18 protein-coding genes and 1 tRNA gene are annotated in these 16210 nt (G+C 55.5%); 8 read left to right on the top strand and 11 right to left on the bottom strand.

From position 1 onward, the window contains the following. The first annotated feature begins 11 nt into the window (after nucleotides 1–11). The 3 genes from IE099_RS12625 to IE099_RS12615 all read left to right on the top strand — a co-directional run bounded on the left by IE099_RS12625 (nucleotide 12) and on the right by IE099_RS12615 (nucleotide 1389). A complete protein-coding gene (locus IE099_RS12625) occupies nucleotides 12–590 on the top strand; it encodes an outer membrane protein (RefSeq protein ID WP_189570372.1) in 579 nt (192 codons plus the stop codon). Nucleotides 591–669: 79 nt separating this feature from the next. After that, on the top strand, nucleotides 670–1056 hold the full coding sequence (locus IE099_RS12620; protein WP_189570370.1) for a hypothetical protein: 387 nt from the start codon (nucleotides 670–672) through the stop codon (nucleotides 1054–1056). Nucleotides 1057–1086: 30 nt separating this feature from the next. Beyond that, nucleotides 1087–1389 (top strand): hypothetical protein, encoded by a 303-nt coding sequence (locus tag IE099_RS12615; protein ID WP_189570368.1) that lies wholly within the window; start codon nucleotides 1087–1089, stop codon nucleotides 1387–1389. Nucleotides 1390–1521: 132 nt separating this feature from the next. On the opposite strand, the gene rsfS is transcribed toward IE099_RS12615, so the two are convergent. The 4 genes from rsfS to lpxB form a co-directional block, all read right to left on the bottom strand. Beyond that, nucleotides 1522–1893 (bottom strand): ribosome silencing factor, encoded by a 372-nt coding sequence (rsfS, locus tag IE099_RS12610; RefSeq protein ID WP_189570366.1) that lies wholly within the window; start codon nucleotides 1891–1893, stop codon nucleotides 1522–1524. Between the two features lie 56 nt (nucleotides 1894–1949). After that, nucleotides 1950–2022, bottom strand: a tRNA-Ala gene (locus tag IE099_RS12605). Between the two features lie 91 nt (nucleotides 2023–2113). Then, on the bottom strand, nucleotides 2114–2929 hold the full coding sequence (locus tag IE099_RS12600; RefSeq protein ID WP_189570364.1) for a hypothetical protein: 816 nt from the start codon (nucleotides 2927–2929) through the stop codon (nucleotides 2114–2116). A gap of 4 nt (nucleotides 2930–2933) precedes the next feature. After that, nucleotides 2934–4040 (bottom strand): lipid-A-disaccharide synthase, encoded by a 1107-nt coding sequence (gene lpxB, locus IE099_RS12595; protein WP_189570362.1) that lies wholly within the window; start codon nucleotides 4038–4040, stop codon nucleotides 2934–2936. 79 nt (nucleotides 4041–4119) lie between these two features. Between lpxB and IE099_RS12590 the strand changes: the two genes are divergently transcribed. The 3 genes from IE099_RS12590 (at nucleotide 4120) to IE099_RS12580 (ending at nucleotide 6936) form a co-directional block, all read left to right on the top strand. Then, nucleotides 4120–5082, top strand: coding sequence for a tetratricopeptide repeat protein (locus tag IE099_RS12590; protein WP_189570360.1), 963 nt, complete (start codon nucleotides 4120–4122; stop codon nucleotides 5080–5082). A gap of 40 nt (nucleotides 5083–5122) precedes the next feature. Then, nucleotides 5123–5695, top strand: a complete 573-nt coding sequence (locus IE099_RS12585; protein ID WP_189570357.1) for a bactofilin family protein — start codon at nucleotides 5123–5125, stop codon at nucleotides 5693–5695. A gap of 251 nt (nucleotides 5696–5946) precedes the next feature. Further along, on the top strand, nucleotides 5947–6936 hold the full coding sequence (locus IE099_RS12580) for a bactofilin family protein (protein ID WP_189570355.1): 990 nt from the start codon (nucleotides 5947–5949) through the stop codon (nucleotides 6934–6936). Nucleotides 6937–7001: 65 nt separating this feature from the next. Here IE099_RS12580 and IE099_RS12575 read toward each other — a convergent pair whose 3' ends face one another. The 3 genes from IE099_RS12575 to thrS all read right to left on the bottom strand — a co-directional run bounded on the left by IE099_RS12575 (nucleotide 7002) and on the right by thrS (nucleotide 10393). After that, on the bottom strand, nucleotides 7002–7688 hold the full coding sequence (locus IE099_RS12575; protein ID WP_189570353.1) for an HAD family hydrolase: 687 nt from the start codon (nucleotides 7686–7688) through the stop codon (nucleotides 7002–7004). Between the two features lie 2 nt (nucleotides 7689–7690). Continuing rightward, nucleotides 7691–8323: a translation initiation factor IF-3 gene (gene infC, locus IE099_RS12570; protein WP_268244919.1), complete on the bottom strand. Its 633-nt coding sequence runs from the start codon at nucleotides 8321–8323 to the stop codon at nucleotides 7691–7693. A gap of 189 nt (nucleotides 8324–8512) precedes the next feature. Beyond that, on the bottom strand, nucleotides 8513–10393 hold the full coding sequence (gene thrS / locus IE099_RS12565) for a threonine--tRNA ligase (protein ID WP_189570351.1): 1881 nt from the start codon (nucleotides 10391–10393) through the stop codon (nucleotides 8513–8515). 35 nt (nucleotides 10394–10428) lie between these two features. Between thrS and IE099_RS12560 the strand changes: the two genes are divergently transcribed. Next, entirely contained in the window at nucleotides 10429–10959 is a 531-nt protein-coding gene (locus tag IE099_RS12560) for a Uma2 family endonuclease (RefSeq protein WP_268244917.1), read from the top strand. Between the two features lie 70 nt (nucleotides 10960–11029). Continuing rightward, entirely contained in the window at nucleotides 11030–12664 is a 1635-nt protein-coding gene (locus IE099_RS12555; RefSeq protein ID WP_189570347.1) for a vWA domain-containing protein, read from the top strand. A 35-nt stretch (nucleotides 12665–12699) separates the two neighbouring features. Here IE099_RS12555 and IE099_RS12550 read toward each other — a convergent pair whose 3' ends face one another. The 4 genes from IE099_RS12550 to IE099_RS12535 form a co-directional block, all read right to left on the bottom strand. Beyond that, nucleotides 12700–13137: a hypothetical protein gene (locus IE099_RS12550; RefSeq protein ID WP_189570345.1), complete on the bottom strand. Its 438-nt coding sequence runs from the start codon at nucleotides 13135–13137 to the stop codon at nucleotides 12700–12702. Then, the gene (locus tag IE099_RS12545) at nucleotides 13134–13520 is read right to left on the bottom strand and encodes a hypothetical protein (RefSeq protein WP_189570343.1); all 387 of its coding nucleotides are present in this window, start codon (nucleotides 13518–13520) and stop codon (nucleotides 13134–13136) included. The genes IE099_RS12550 and IE099_RS12545 overlap by 4 nt, the downstream gene beginning before the upstream one ends. A gap of 20 nt (nucleotides 13521–13540) precedes the next feature. Further along, nucleotides 13541–15661, bottom strand: a complete 2121-nt coding sequence (locus IE099_RS12540) for a hypothetical protein (protein WP_189570341.1) — start codon at nucleotides 15659–15661, stop codon at nucleotides 13541–13543. A 125-nt stretch (nucleotides 15662–15786) separates the two neighbouring features. After that, nucleotides 15787–16185 carry a DUF3147 family protein gene (locus IE099_RS12535; protein ID WP_229809503.1) on the bottom strand — a complete coding sequence of 133 codons (399 nt, stop codon included), beginning with the start codon at nucleotides 16183–16185 and terminating at the stop codon, nucleotides 15787–15789. Between the last annotated feature and the right edge of the window lie 25 nt (nucleotides 16186–16210).

Genomic DNA, 16210 nt, shown 5'->3' with positions numbered 1-16210 from the left:
CTCTCAACAACATGAAAAAAACGATTACTACCGCTATCATCGCCGGAGTCGCCTTCGCAAGCTCGGCACAAGCCCAACTCTCGAATGTCTCCGGAGGATTGATGCTCGGGGGAGGCTATCTGGAAGATCCGGAGAAAGCCTACCTCTTCGGCCAATTTCGAGGAACCTTCTACGAGGACGACGCTTTTTCCCACACCGCCTTCTTGGAAATTCTAGGGCACACGGACGACGCCACCCTCTCCTTCAACACCCCTGGAGGAACCGTTTTCGAGGACGGCGACGTTACCTTCATCAACATCACTGCCAACTATGAGCTGGAAGCCAAGCTCTTCGGCCCCATCTCGGTATACGCGGGAGCGGGTATCGGAGCTGAAATCGTGACGGTAGACGACCGTTTTGATATCGAACTGGATTCCGACACAAACTTTGTTGCGCAAGTCTTCATGGGCCTCCGCGCGGACTTTCAAAACGGATTCCTCATGCAAGCAGGCGCCCGCTACCTCATGCGGGAGGATTTTTCGCTCTTGGGAGACCAGTTTGTGACTGAGGATTCCTGGGCATTTGAAATTGGCGTTGGTCTCCAATTCTAGTTTCTGTCAGAATCGGGTGGAAAGTGGCATGAACCCTTTAATGAACAAAGGCTCCGGTGCCACCCGTTAACTGAATGATATGAAACGCAAATACCTCCTTATGGGGTGCCTTCTGGCGAGTTTGGGTTGGGCCTCGGCCCGCACCTGGACCAGCGCCGATGGAACCCGGACCTTTGAGGGCGACCTCAAAAACTTCGACGAAGCCACTGGCAAAGTGACCGTGCTCGCTGGCGGACAAAACCTCATCTTCTCCCAAGACAAGCTCTCGGAAGACGATCGAGCCTACATTCAAGAGTGGCAGACCAAGAAAGAGGCCCCTTCCCCTGCTGAATCCCTGGAAGACCAAAAGATTGGCAAAAAGCTCACCGACAAAGTCCTCAGCCGCCTCGATGGGAAAAAATTCGAGAGCGTTTCCATGACCAAAGCGCCGGAGTATTACCTCCTCTATTTCTCCGCTTCCTGGTGACCCCCCTGCCGCGCGGGAGCTCCACAGTTAGTGGAAAAATACAAGAAACACATCGCCGACCTTCCCAACGTCGAATTCATTCATATCTCTCTGGAAAACGGGGATGACGGGGCCGAAAAAGCTGAAAAATGGGCCGCCAAAGAGTCCTTTCCCTGGCTTACGGTCCTTCCCGAAGATGCGGAAAAAAGCGGTCTGAGCGCCTACAAGACCACGAATTCAGTGCCCGAATACCATCTCATTGATGGCGACGGAAACACGGTCGTGGCAGGCACCCACGTTGGTGATGCCGCTTTTGCCAAAATTAAAGAAATCGCAGAAGAGGCGTCCGAGTAAAGCAATCTCGCCCACACCTTTTCACCTATTGCGGACCTTCGACAGAGGGTTCGCTTTTTTTGGTGGGAACCATTCAGCCTTTTCAAGATAGCGATTCCGAAGAGAGATAGACTCTCACTACAAATCGACTAACTACTCCTCGACGGTGGCCCAGGAAACCTCTTTGGCGTCCCCCCACAACTCTTCCAGAGCGTAGGTTTCGCGCATCTCCTGGTGTAGGATATGCACCATCACATCGAAGTAATCGAGCACCACCCACCGGGTGACAGCCTTGCCCTCGCTGTGAGACGGCATATCGCCTGTGCGAGAGACAACGCCCTTGTTCACCTCACGAAGAATCGCCTTCAAGTGGGGCATGGAACTCCCTGAGCAGATTACCATATAATTAGTCAGGGTCGAAATCCCACGCACGTCGAGGATACGAATATCTTCTGCCTGGATTTCTTCAGCAGCTTTCGCACATTCGATGGCGAGAGCCAGACCTTTGGATTCTGCGGGGTTCACAAGTGAGAATGATTTTCCGCAAGAATCCTCTTTTGCGAAAAACGTATTCGGAAAAGTGGAGCATAGCGGATTCGAACCGCTGACCCCCTGCATGCCATGCAGGTGCTCTACCAACTGAGCTAATGCCCCTTCACTTGCGGGCGCAGAGCGTTACCCGAGACTCGTCAGGCGTGCAAGCCTTGTTTTACTCGGTAACGAGTTTTTTTTCAGGTCGGCTTTTCTATCGCTCCACCACAACCTTCTCAACTGCCTCGTCGCGCACTTCCTCGCAAAGCGCCCGAACTTGACTCTCATACTCTTCCCACGCGGTAGTCATCTTCCAATCAGCTGCGGAGGAAACCCCGGGGTTGCCCACGATTTCATAGTAGGCCGGAACGCTGGCGTCTTTGGTAGCCCCTCCGGTCTTGAGCAATCCTTCGGTTCCCTGCCCCAGGGGCCCAACCCTAATCACCGTATTCCGTCCCTTGTCAGAAAAGTCCGCCTGCAAGTCTGTCAACTCCAGGTCTCGACAAAAGGCGACCCGAACCCGCCGCTCGAAGGTGCGACCACGCAGCCACTCGGCCAGACTGATGAGCGCCGCCACCGTAGCCGAACTATCCTCCGCACCATACTCACATGCAACCAAGACCGTGCCATCCCCCCTTTCCTTGCTACTATCGATCCAGTAGTTCTTCCAAATTCGACCACCACTCACTTCTCCTTCGTCGGTATACACCTGATACCCCATATTGTTGGGACCAATGGAGCCTTCGATAAAGGCAGTCATCATCTGCATCGCCTTTTGACCAGCCGGAGTATCAAAGTCCCGCACTCCAATGAGATCCTCGGCCTTGCCCACAGCATCGCGCAAGTTGGCCACATTCAACTCGGCAGCTGTATAGCTGAGATTCAACATCCCATTGTCAGGACCACGATTGATACGCAGCGCGACGGCGATGACAATGGATAGCAACAATCCCGTTGGCAGAGCCACCACCGCAGCCTTCCAAATCCAAGGACTCTTGGCTTTCTCCACATTTTCCTTTGCTTCCTTCATCCTACTATATTTCTAGTAATTTCTCCACCTCACCGGCGACCCGCTGATGCACCCCTCCATCGCCCAGCTCTGCCGCAACCGCAAGCAAGTCCTGACTCAGATTCTCCCTGCCTGCCGGGTCTTCCATCTGACCAACTACCCACTGCGCCAGCTTTTCAGCGCTCAAGTCATGCTGGAGATACTCTGGCACCACCTGACGACCAGCTAGAATATTGACGATCCCAATGTGCTCCACCTTCACCACCATCTTGGCCACCTGCCAGGTCAAGGGAGCCACCCGATAAATCACACAATACGGCAGCCCAAACCAAGCAGCTTCCAGCGTCGCGGTTCCACTGGCCATCACCGCACAAGTCGCCCGCTGCATCAGGTTCTGGCTGGATCCGACCTTGATTGTGATGTCGTCCCCCTCCCCCAGCATGCCCCTCATGGTCTCGGCAAGCTTTTCCGAAATCGCGGGAACCTCGAAGCGCAGCTCTGGATGACTTCTTCGCAGAAGGCGACTCGCCTCAACCAGAACCGGAAAGAGCCGATCCACCTCACGTCCCCGGCTACCGGGAAAAAGGCCGATGAGATTCTCCTCACGGACAAGGTCCTCCTCCTTCTCCCGCAACTCCTCCACAATGGGATGACCCAAATAGATACCCGGGCACCCACCCTTCGCCAGCACCTCGACCTCAAAGGGGAAAAGACAGACGACCTGATCCAGCCATTTGGCCATTTTCGGAATGCGACTCTGCTTCCAAGCCCAAACCTGCGGACAAACATATTGCAAAATTCGGACCTCGGGAAAACGCGCCCGCACAGCCTTCGCCAAGCGAAGATTGAAGCCCGGGTAATCAATGAGCACGAGGACTGCCGGCTTCAATCGCTCGATTTCCTCCATAGCTTCACGAAACCTGGCTTTGAACCATGAATACTGCTTCAAGACATCCCAGACCCCCATCACCCCCGCCTTTTCCACCCAATCGCGCGTGCCCCCCACTTCCGCCATGCGAGGACCGCCCCAGCCTGCAAACTCATGTTTGCCGCCACTTTTCAGCGCCGAGACCAACTCCGCCCCGTGCAAATCACCACTCACTTCCCCTGCTACCAGATAAATCAACGCCATCCACGGCGACAATAACCTGTAAACACGCACCGACAAGAGCTTGCGTCCTGTCCTCTGACACGTTAATTCCACACCTCGCATGTCGGAAGAATCAAAGTCCATCTCAGACGCCACTCCCTCGCCGCTCGGCGAAATTGAGCACGGCCCCTCAAAATTCGATCAATTCATGGAGAAGAACATGAAGAAGCTGATTCTTCTCGCTCTTCTCATCGTGGTCGCGGTTGCCGCCTTTGTTATCACCAGCCAGCTGAAGGAGGCCAAGCACCGCGAAGCCGGCAACGCCCTCTCCCAAGCCGAGAGCCCTGCTGATTACAAGAAAGTCGCTGCCGATTATCCCGGCAGTGCTGCCTCCGGTTCCGCCCAAATCCTCATGGCTGGACAGCTCTGGGAAGAAGGAAAAGAAAGCGAAGCGATCGAGACCCTCAAGTCCCTCGCCAGCGACAGCGATCACCCCGCCGCCATGCAGGCGAAATTCTCCCTCGCCAGCATCCTCCTCAAACAAGGGAAAGTCGAGGAAGCCAAAGCAAGCTACGAAGCGATCGTAGCCGACAGCTCCGCCAAATACTTGCATCCTCTCTCGCTCATCGCCCTCGGCGATATCGCCAAGGCTGCCGGCGAAGAAGAAAAGGCAAAGGAATACTACCAGCGCAAGATTGACGACTATCAGGAATACGCCGACCAGGGAATTGCCGTCACCCGCCTCAACCTAGTTGGAGTTGACGCCCCCGAAAAAGTTTCTCCGCCACCAGCACCCGAGCCCACTGCTCCCGGAGCGGAAAGCGGAATGCCATCATCTTTCACCACACCGATCGCACCTCCAGTCGCTTCCCCCGTAACCCCTCCCGCACCCGCTGCGCCAGCGGTCGAAACTCCCGCGGAAGAAACTCCAGCCGAGTCCACTCCCCCCTCCTCTCCGGAAGGAGAAACTCCCACCTTCGAAGCTCCAGTTGACGAGACACAAAAAGAGGAAGAAAGTTCCACTTCCGAGACCGACGGCGACGCTTCCAATGAGACCGAAGAATTGGGCACGGATGCAGAGTAAGGCGTTGACACCTGAATTCTAAATTTATTCTATTAACCAAATGTTTCAAAAGATCATCAATAACGACGAAGCGAATGCGAATGCGGACAAGCCCCCGCACCTCCCCAATCGCCCGCAAGCTCCACAAGCAGCCCAGCCTGCCGCTGCACCTCAGCGACCCGCTGCTGCACCCCAGCCGCAATCCGGTGGTGGACATCGTAACCGCCTCTCATCCGATGTGGAGATCAAGGGCTCGATCCGCTTCAAGGACGAGTTGATCGTCGACGGCAAAGTTGAGGGTGAAATCACCTCTACCGGCGCATTGACCATCCAGGAAAATGCTCGCATCCGAGCTGAAGTCAAAGTCGGCTCCGTAGTTATCCAAGGCAAGGTCCACGGCAACATCACCGCAACCTCCACGGTCGAACTCCGTGCGGGTTCCGAAGTCGTCGGCGACATCAAGGCCGCTATCCTCACGATGGAAGCGGGCGCAATCTTTGTAGGTAAGTCTGAAGTTGGAGCTCCCTCCAGCCAGCCAAGCGCCAAGCCTGCCAATTCGACCAAGGCTCCCCAGCAGGGTGCCAGCAAGCCGCAATCCAACGGCCAACAAAAGGAAGTCGCTAAAAGCGCTTAAGGATATGGCGCTCGCAGAGCGCCTCAACCACCATCCGCCCCACCTCTCTGTTCGGTAAACGTCGAGCTCCTGAATTCATTGATCTCAGCTGTCCCAATTGTGGGCATACACAGCGGGAGTCTTCGTTGGTGCAGTCGACCAACTGCCGGGGCTGTCATAGCTACCTCAAGATCGAAAAAGGGCAGGCCATCTCGCCTTCAGTCAATCACGAGCAGCCTCGTTACCTCCCAAACACGGAAGCAAGCAGAGCCTTGCCAAAGACGGAGACTTCTCCACCAACCGCCCGCCCCACTCAGTCGAAGAAGGCGACCCAACCGAAGCCTGAAGTAAAAAAGAGCAGCCAACCGGCAGCGAAACCAGCTTCCAAGCCCAGCCTAACTACTCTTCCGCCAACAAACGAAGCACCAGCCAAGGAGAAGCCCGGTCCCAAAACACCACTCCCCCCTGTCCCGGCCACTTCGCCGAATAAGGAAGCTGCTCCCGCCGCAAGCATCCCGCAGACTGGACCTCGCAACCCGCTTCGCAGGAAACCTAACAAACCGAAGGCTCCGCCTCCCCCTCCCAAGCCGGCCCCCCTCCCTCCTCAGGAGTCGGAAGAGCGCACTCCGGTCGAAGCAGCTAAACCTGTCCCAACCCCTCCTCCGACCGAACGCTACCGTCCGGCCGCAGCCCCTCCTGAACCCTCCAAGCCTGCCATCGTCCCGCTCATCAATCGCGAGAAGAAACGCAGCGTGAGGTGCTTTGAGTGCGACCAGGAACATGAAATCTTAGCCGATTCGACCTCAGCCCTTTGTCCTCATTGTGGCGCCTACATCGGCCTCAAGCATTACGACATCAAGGATCAAGTGAACTCGCGCATCCAAACGCGGGGCAACGTCTTTGTTCACAAGAAGGGCTACATCACCGGCATCACCATCCAGTGCCACAATCTCACCATTGAAGGAGAAATCCAGGGAGGAGCCGAGTGTTCGGGCGACTTCATCGTGCGGAAAACGGGCAAAATCAATGGCCCTGTAACCAGCGACCGAGTGATCATCGAGCGCCGCGCCGAGGTGGATTTCATGAGCACCGTCACCGCCCGCGAAGTCATCATCGATGGCCATGTCACCGGCTCAGTCGCCTGTAAAAAACTCACCCTCAAGAAGCGCGCTACTCTCGACGGAGATCTCACCGTAGCCTCCCTCTCCATCGAAGAAGGTGCCCGCCACACCGGCAACATCCAGATGACAGGATTGCTTTAGAGCCTAGGGTGATTGCCAAGTTTTTTCGCCGGCAAGAGGCACCGTGAATTTGAAAATCGACTGGGCTACCCTAACAGCTGGGATAGAACCGGTTCTACTTCTGAAAAATCCTCAAAGACGACATCCGCTCCCTCTTTTTCCAACTCCTCAGCGGTGAAACTGCCGGTGGCCACGCAGATCGACTTGGCGCCAAACGCTTGAGCGCACCAAATATCCTTCGGCGTGTCCCCCACCACGATGGTCTCGCTCGCATCGAACTCTCGCCTCAAGAGACTTTTCGCCCGCTCAAGAGCGATAGGCCCCAGCAAATTGCGATCGTGATGATCGTCGCCGTAGGCGCCAAAGGCGAAGTGCCCATCCATCCCATAGTGCCTCATTTTCACCTCGGCACCGGCAGCGATGTTCCCGGTTAGAAGACCTTTGCTGACTTTCGCCGCCTCGACCTCCTTCAGGATCTCGATTACCCCATCCAAGACCCGCCCGCCGAAGCAAGCGTCCTGCAGATTGAGCTCCAGTCGAGCGAGATAAAGGTCAAAGAAGCGCGCGGTGGTCACCTCATCCTCTTCGCGACCAAAGGCCCGATAGATGTTTTTCAACAAGCCGCTATCGGTGGCCCCCGCCAAATCCAGTTGAGGACCATCGTCTCCAAAGATCTCACGGGTGGCATCCACCAAGGCCGCCATTCCGGCCCCTCCGGTATCAACCAGAGTGCCGTCAATGTCGAAAAGTAAGAGCCGGTCGCTCGCGGCCATGACTAATCCTCGTCGTCGGAGTGATCGGCGTCCTCCGCGTGATCGTCGTCAGCGTGGTCGTCATCTTCGAAATCTTCATCCTCATCCTCGTAGTCTTCATCAGGATCGATGAGGTCACCGTGGATGAGCTTGAAGCGGCGCTTGCGCTGCCCTTTCGGCAAGGGAGAAAGCACCATATTGACCGCTCGTCCCGCAATCCGGGGCTCTTGGTCGCAGTTGCCCATCAGCTTGGCATCTTCTTTAACCTTCTTGAGAACTTCCACACCCAACTCCTTGTGCGCGTTTTCGCGACCACGGAATTGCAGCTGAACCCGAACTTTGAAACCAGAATCCAAGAACTCCTCGAGGCGACCCATCTTGATATTGTAGTCGTGCTCTTCGGTCCGGACGCGGAACTTCACCTCCTTCATCTTGGTGGTGGTATCCTTTTTCTTCTTCCGCTTGGACTGATCGTAGCGCCACTTGCCGTAGTCAACGATTTGGCAGACCGGAGGATCTACTTTTCCTGCCACTTCCACCAAAGTTAGACCCCGTTCTTTCGCCGCCTTCACGGCATCGCGCAGGTCCATCACTCCCAGCTGAGCTCCATCGGGGGCAAGTACTCGCACCCGGTTGGCGCGGATCTTGTCGTTAATCCGGATGATTTCTCTCCGCTGTCTTTTCGGTCTCTTTTTCTTAGCTATGGCTTTTGTGGTTTTGGTTCAGTTGTTGAAACCGCAGGATATGTTCCTCTTTTTAAGAAAAACGTAACCCTGCAGGATTTCGAAAGGCTACCCGATTAACAATAGAGTGTTCATCGTTGAGCGCAAAAGTGGACGACACGGTCAAAGTGACCGTTCAGAAATTTCTTTTTGTATACTTGCAACAAAGTCATCCACCGATTGGGTTCCGAGGTCCTCGCGGTCCCGGTGGCGCACACTCACTTGATTATTCTCAACCTCGCGTGCACCTAGGACCAACATATAAGGCACTCGATCCAGCCTCGCAAGGCGAATCTTGGCCCCCACCTTGTCGCCGCTGCCGTCCAGCTTCACCCGAACGCCAATCTCAGCGAGCTTTTCCACTATCTTTTCCGCCTCCTCATTGAACTGCTGGGAGATGGGCAAAACGCGAACTTGCTCCGGCGCCAACCACGTCGGGAACTTCCCTTCGAAGTGCTCGATGAGCAATCCGGTGAAGCGCTCCAGCGAACCGAAGGGCGCGCGGTGGATCATGACAGGGCGGTGCGGCTTGTTATCGCTTCCGATGTAGGAAAGGTCAAAGCGCTCGGGCAAGTTGTAGTCCACCTGCACGGTGCCTAGCTGCCACTCGCGACCGATGACGTCTTTGACCACGAAGTCGATTTTCGGCCCGTAGAAGGCCGCTTCTCCCGGCTCCTCGATGGCCTCGACTCCCATCACCTTGACCGCTTCGCGCAAGGCATCTTCAGCCTTGTCCCAATTCGCCGGGTCGCCGATGTATTTGTCGGAATCCGGGTCGCGCAGCGAAAGGCGCACGGTGTAATCCTCCATCCCGAGAGTGCCGAGGACGGTCTTCACGAGTCCCAGACATCCCTGAATCTCTGCCGCCACTTGGTCGGGCGTGCAGAAAAGGTGGGCGTCGTCCTGGGTGAAGCTCCGCACGCGGGTCAGTCCCCCGAGCTCGCCACTTTGCTCCCAGCGATAAACCGTGCCGAACTCCGCCAGACGGATCGGCAGGTCGCGGTAACTGTGACGGTCGCTGGCGTAGATCTTGATGTGGTGCGGGCAGTTCATGGGCTTCAGCATGAAGCCGTCAATCTCGCCATCGCGCAGACCGTTCAGCAAAGTTCCGCAATCGGATTTTTCCTCCGCCAGTTTCTGCCAGACATCACGGTCGGCCATGGGCGGGAACTGGCTGTCCTCGTAGTAGGGAAAGTGTCCGCTGGTGCGGTAGAGGTCCAGCTTACCTATATGCGGAGTGAAGACCTGCGAGTAACCTTGCTTGTCGAGCTCCGCCGTAATGAAGTTCTGCAACTCGCGACGCACGAGACCACCCTTCGGCTTCCACAGCGGAAGCCCCTGCCCCACCATTTCGTCGAAAGTGAAGAGACCCATCTCGCGACCCAGTTTGCGGTGGTCACGCTTCTTGGCCTCCTCCAGGCGCTCGAGGTGCTCATTGAGCTGGGTCTTGTTCGGGAAACAAGTTCCATAAACTCGCTGAAGCTGGGGATTGTCCTTGTCCCCTTTGTAAAAGGCACTGGCGACGCTCATCAGCTTGTGGGCCTTGCAGTTGCCAGTCCGTCCCACGTGAGGTCCGGCACAAAGGTCCCAAAAGTCGCCGTTCTTGAAGATCGAAATCTCTTCCCCGTCGGGAATGCTATTGAGCAAATCCACCTTGAAAATCGACTCCACCTCGCGCTCGCCATTCGCCGCCAACCGACCGCTCTTGGCCATGGCCATAGCCTCGTCACGGGAAACCACGATGCGTTCGAAGGTCTGATTCTCCTTCACGATCTTCTTCATCTCCGCCTCGATCTGTTCAAAGTCATCGGGCGAGATGCGGTGCTCCAACTGCATATCATAGTAGAACCCTCCGTCGACCGGAGGCCCCGCTGCGAACTGCACATCAGGCCAAATTCGCGCGATCGCGGTCGCCAACACGTGGGCGCAGGAATGCCGCAATCGCTCCAAGTCCGACATGCCATGCCGTTCTTCCAAAGTTTTCCGCTGTTTCTCGTCTGCCATCTTGCTCCCGCCGAAAAACCATTCCACCGCCTCTCTTGCAAGCCCGAAGCGCGAAAGCTGGCCTTTCAAGGGCTCTAGGTCACGAGGAACCAGCAAGGACAGGAAGCGCAAATCACTCTACCTTGGGAATCAATTTGACTGGCGAGCTTTATGCAAAACTGAGTGGAAAGAGATACCGCCCCTTCAATTGCGACTTTAAGGTCCGAATCGACCTCAAGTCTCAGACTCGATTCTATTACCCTGACGCAATGGTCTCATGCGATCAGATTGAAGGAGATTCTACTTACTTGGACAATCCCATCGTTGTTGCCGAGATTCTCTCGCCTTCAACCCGCCGAGTCGACTTGGGAGAAAAACTTGAGGCCTACCTCTCCCTTCCTTCTCTCCGAGCGATTCTTCTAATCGAACCCGATTTCCCTCACGTCACACTTCATCGTCGCAACTCCTCCGGCGAGTTTACGATAGAGGTTTTCAAATCCCTCGAAACTGAAATTCCCCTCCCCGAGATTGACGTTTCACTGCCGATGACTCGCCTCTACGATCGGATCACCCCGACTAAAAGCTGAGAAAGAACCCAACTCGAAAATGCTAAATTTTCAGCTTTTCACAGCTTCGTTAAATGCTAGTTCTCTAGCCATGAACTTTCAGCGCCTTCCTCTTGTTGCCATACTCTTCGCCACCAGCTGTTCGCAAAATGGAACCACGGGAGGCTACACCCCGGCCAGCGTTCCAGTGCCCGCATCGGTGGCTCCGGCTCCCTCGATAACAGTAGGAGGGACGATCACTTCTGGTCTGCGGTCAGGTGACTATGCGGTCTCAAGAAATAGTATCGATGCCATCCTCAACAATCCCAACCGGCACGGCGGCGACTTCATCGGTTCGATGGGAGTTCCCTTGGATTCTCCGGAGAGAGGCTCATATCCCAAGATTCAGGAAAACCCCTTCATCGAAGCCAACAAAGAATCGACCTCCACCTTCTCCGTTGATGTGGACACTTCTTCCTACTCCAACCTGCGCAATTTCGTGAAGCGCAAGCAGGCCCCCCCTGCGGACGCCATTCGAATTGAGGAAATGGTGAACTACTTTGACTACAACTATCCCCTGCCAAAGGGCGATGCTCCTTTCGCCATCGCCGCAGAAGTTGCCGCGTGCCCCTGGCGGGCTAACAACCGGATAGCCCTAATCGGTCTCCGTGCGGCGGAAGTTCCCGCGATTGAGCGTCCCCCAGCCAATCTGGTCTTTCTCCTCGATATCTCGGGCTCGATGGATAATCCCAACAAGCTTCCCCTTCTCAAGAAATCCTTCCGTCTCCTACTCGACCAACTCGATGACCGCGATCGGGTGGCCATCGTGACCTACGCTGGAGATGATAGAGTGGCTTTAAAGTCCACCTCTTGTTCGGAACGCAACAAGATTCTCCGCACCCTGGACGACCTGGAGACTGCGGGATCGACCAATGGCGAAGGGGGCTTGAAGAGAGCTTACCGCATTGCGCGAAGCGAGTTTAGCCCCGAGAAAATCAATCGCATTATTCTCGCCACCGACGGAGACTTCAACGTCGGTCTCAGCGATCAAGACGAATTGAAAACCTTCATCAAGAAAGAGGCCCAAAGCGGAATCTATCTCACCGCGCTGGGATTCGGAATGAACAATCATCGCGACGACACCATGCAGACCCTCGCCCAGAACGGGAATGGTCAGGCCGCCTACATCGACTCCTTGTTAGAAGCCAAAAAAGTTCTCGTCACCGAACTGGGCGCCACGCTGCAAACCGTGGCCAAGGACGTGAAGATTCAGGTGGTCTTCGATCCCACAAAGGTCAAAAGCTACCGTCTCATCGGCTACGAAACCCGGCTCCTCACCAACGTCGACTTCAGCAACGACCGCAAGGATGCCGGCGAGATGGGGGCCGGACACCGCGTCACCGCCCTCTACGAAATCGAACCCAGAGAGCAAGCGACCGGCAAACTCTTCACCCTGAAGATTCGCCACAAAGCCCCCAAATCAACCCGCAGCCAGCTGCAAACCGTGCCCATCGTGGACACCGGAAAGACCTTTCGCGAAGCCTCGGGCGAATTCCAGTTCGCCTCCTCGGTCGCCGCCTTCGGAATGCTTCTCCGTGACTCCGGCCACAAAGGAAGCGCCACTCGGGAGAACGTATTGCAATGGGCCCGACCAGGCCTGAACTACGATCCGAATGGCATGCGCAAGGAGTTAATCTCACTCGTCAAAAAAGCGAAATTCTCCGAGTTGAAACGAGCCAGTTCGTAGCCTGCAGAAACAGCTCGCCCGCGAGGACAGCCTGCTCAGCGACTCGCAACCCCTTCGCGACGTTGCGCCAAGTTCGCGGTCACGGCCTCCAAGCTCTTGGCTCGTCGCGAAAGTGCTCCCCATCGCGAAGCAACACCCCACAAGCCCGCACTATAAGTGAGAAGCGAAAGGACGCTGGTTCCCCCACAAAGAACAGCAGTCAGCCTCATTTGCGCGAAGATTTTCCCCCATTCAGGCGAATCCATGATGAGAGCCCCCGTCGCTGAAGCAGCCGTAATCTTTTGGATCTGCTGGCTAAAGTAATATTGAAGCCCAAGATTCGTCCCCGCCGCCAAAATAAAAAGACCAACAGACCCCAACATCAACCAAGGAGCCCAAAAGCGCTGTCCACGCAGAATCAGCAAGGGTGGCACGATGGGAACGATAATGAACCCGAGCAACACGAGGATCGAAAAAATAATCTGAGTGTTCATTGACTCCCCATTCCCCTGTCTTGAGCCTGGGAGTGAGCTACTGCGGCTTCCAAAGCGCTCTCGATTTCCTCCAACTGGGTCACTCTCCGGCAAGTCGCCCCGTAACGCGCACAGAATCCAAAGAGGCCAATGGTGAAGACCAAAGCTGACGCCGCGACCCCGCAGGCGAGCGCGATACTTCCCGCTTCGTCAAAAAACTCCTCTCCGATAACCAGCAAAAAGACAAGCCCCATGAGGCCAAAGAGCCCCAGCCCCCCGAAGAGCTGACACTTGGTGGCCCAAGTCGATTGACCGGAATCAGCCTTCATGCCGCTCGCCATAAAGACGCCCGATGCAACGACCACAAAAAAGAATAGAATCTTGTAGATAGTCTCTTCGTCCATAACCGCTTCTCTTTCTCCTGCTACTTGGCAATTTCCAGAACGAAGGAGGAGCGCAATTCGCCGCCCTCTTCCCGATGGTGGTAACGCAGCTTCCCGACCTTTGCCATTTGGTCTTCCAGCTTTTCCTCACCGCCCAGACCCGCATCATCCAAGAGCATCTCCGCTTGCCCAAAGGGAAGCAAAGCCGAGTCGCTCAACTGATTCCAGAGTTTGAGATAATTGCCCCCTCGCTTGAGATCCATTTCGAAGAGGTAGCCAGTCATCTTCTCTCCCTTCCGCTTGCGCCCCAACTCAAAGAGACGGGCCTGTGTGCGGGAGGTTCCTTGAATGAATACCTCATCATTCAAACCTGCATTCAAGACGAAATCATCGTTCGAGAAAGGAAGTAAGATGAAAGACGAATTCAATCCCTCGTCCTCACTCGTCATCACCCCGGGCAAGGGAATCCCCTCTCCCAACTCAGCCTCCAACTTCTTGAAAAGATTTTCCGTGCTCGCCCACATCGCCTTTCCTGACTCTTCGACCTTGGGCCGGTCCTCCACGGTATAAGCCATCAGAACTCTTGGAATGCGACCATCGCGAAGCACCGCGCTGGGCGCGTCCGGCACTTGAGGCATCTCTCCTAACAAATCGATAGCCACTACCCGTTCACCACCCAAGCCCTCCAATTGCATCTCTTTGCCCAGAGACATCATCTCTTTGGCCCAAGAGGAGACCCCCTCAGTCACAAAGTCACGGGAAAGTGGCAACTCCTCCGGCATCCACTCCGCTAATCCTGCCGCAACCAGTTCGACGATCGCTTCCCCCTGCTCCCAATTCCACCGCACGCGCGACTTGTCCGCGACCCAATGGGCCTTGAAAAAGGTTCCCGCTGCCGCGGCCCCTCCGCCCAGAGTCCACTCTGTTTCATAGTCCACCCCGGGCATACGCATTCCGCCTACGGTCTCGATTCGCACTCCGTCCTCCAGCCACCCGACACCATACCAGTCCCCGGTCACCTCACGACGGGAAAGCAAACTCCGGGTCTTCGCCATTTCGTAGAGCGCATCCGTCATCTCCTTTTGCTTCTTCAGCTCGACATGCTTGGACATCGCTATCGCCTGGGCTCTCACGGATGGAGAATCATTTAACCAAACCGGAAGCCCATTCAGAAAGTCCTCACTCACTCGCCACCGCATCCAACCCGAACCCTTGCTGCCGTTTTCGGTCAACTCGGCCAACTTGCCATCGGCGGCAACCGAGTCCGCAACATCCTCAACCAAGCGGAATCCCTCCTTCCCATTCCCCAGATAGAAGACCAGCCAACCATCTACCTTCGCCCACATCACGGTGAGCTTGAAGTTGGCCAAGGCGGTCTTCAGCTTTTCAAAACGCTTTTCATCCAAAGGTCCGCGCTCGTCCTCGCTCGCATTCTGCCACCACTCCTCGAGTTCGCTGGCCATAGTCTCGTCGCCCGCGAGCGCAAAGCCCTTGGCAGGCCACTTGCCAGCTGTCACCACTCGCTCCATTCCCTCCTCCTCCAGGGCCAACTCCAGTAATTCATTCAAGGAGGTCCAACCTTCGGCCATCCCTTCAGCTGACGGCTTGACGGCTAGGTATGCGGACGGCATCGCCAACTGGCCTTCCTCGGCCAAAGTATCCAGCAAACCACTTAACTCAAACTTGTTGATTCCTTGAAAAAATTCTCCCGGATCGTCCAAGTCTTCTATCGCCTCAGGAGAGAACTCTCCGCTCTCTTGCAAAGTATCCACAAAAGAAAGCAACATATCCAGTTGGGCCCCCGCCAACACTCCACTGAACTCTTGGAACACTTTGCCGCTCTCACGCACGAAACCATTGGCCTCGTTCCCAATCCCAATTGCGATATGGTTTCCGAGGCTACTAATCAGCTCGGAGAAGTTTTCCATTTCTTCCGGAATCTCCTCGTTTTCCGCATTCCCCGCTTCATCGAGCGTAATCGTTGCTTGGTTGAGGACTAGCCCCACCAAAGAATCAGGCAAAACCCCTTGCTCGTTGAACGCCTCGAAATAGACCGCGCTATCGCCAGGCAGATATTTAGCAAACGTGTTGTCGTCCCCCTGCGCCCCGGAACACAAGGTTAAGAAAAGCCCCCCCCATAGCGAAAATGCTAATTTTTTCATCGCATTGAGGCATAGCAGTCCCACCCCCAAGGACAAGAACTTCGCCTTCGAAATTTAAAGGCAGATTATAACTGCCCAGAGAAAGAGATGATATCGCCTGCGAATTGGCAGACTAGGCGATAAACCTAAATCACCTTGAGCCCAGCCTTGCGTAGAAACCAGACGGTGACCCAAAAAAGAATGGCAGTGAGCAGGCAATTGGCCGCCAAAGACCACCCAAAGCTCCAGCCCTTGCGCAACATCCAGGGTAAAACCAAAAACATAGGTAGAGTCGGCAGCACGAACCAGAAGGTCCCCTCCGCATGATTGGCAATGCGCTCATTGCTTTGCTTTTCGGCATTCATCCAAATCATTGCTAACAATGAGGTCAGAGGCAGTGCAATTAAGAGGGCCGAGAGTTTGTCGTTCACGACCTGCACCTTGGTGACCAGCACGATAATCAGGGCACTTAGAAAAAGCTTGGCCCCGTCCATCCAACTCCACGTCGTCAATTCACGGCCCAGTGCCGCCCAATCAATCTTCATGGGCAGGAATCTAGCTGAATAATGA

Source organism: Roseibacillus persicicus, assembly GCF_014651675.1.
GTDB classification, from domain to species: domain Bacteria; phylum Verrucomicrobiota; class Verrucomicrobiia; order Verrucomicrobiales; family Akkermansiaceae; genus Roseibacillus; species Roseibacillus persicicus.
This window is presented reverse-complemented; position numbering and strand designations above follow the sequence as displayed.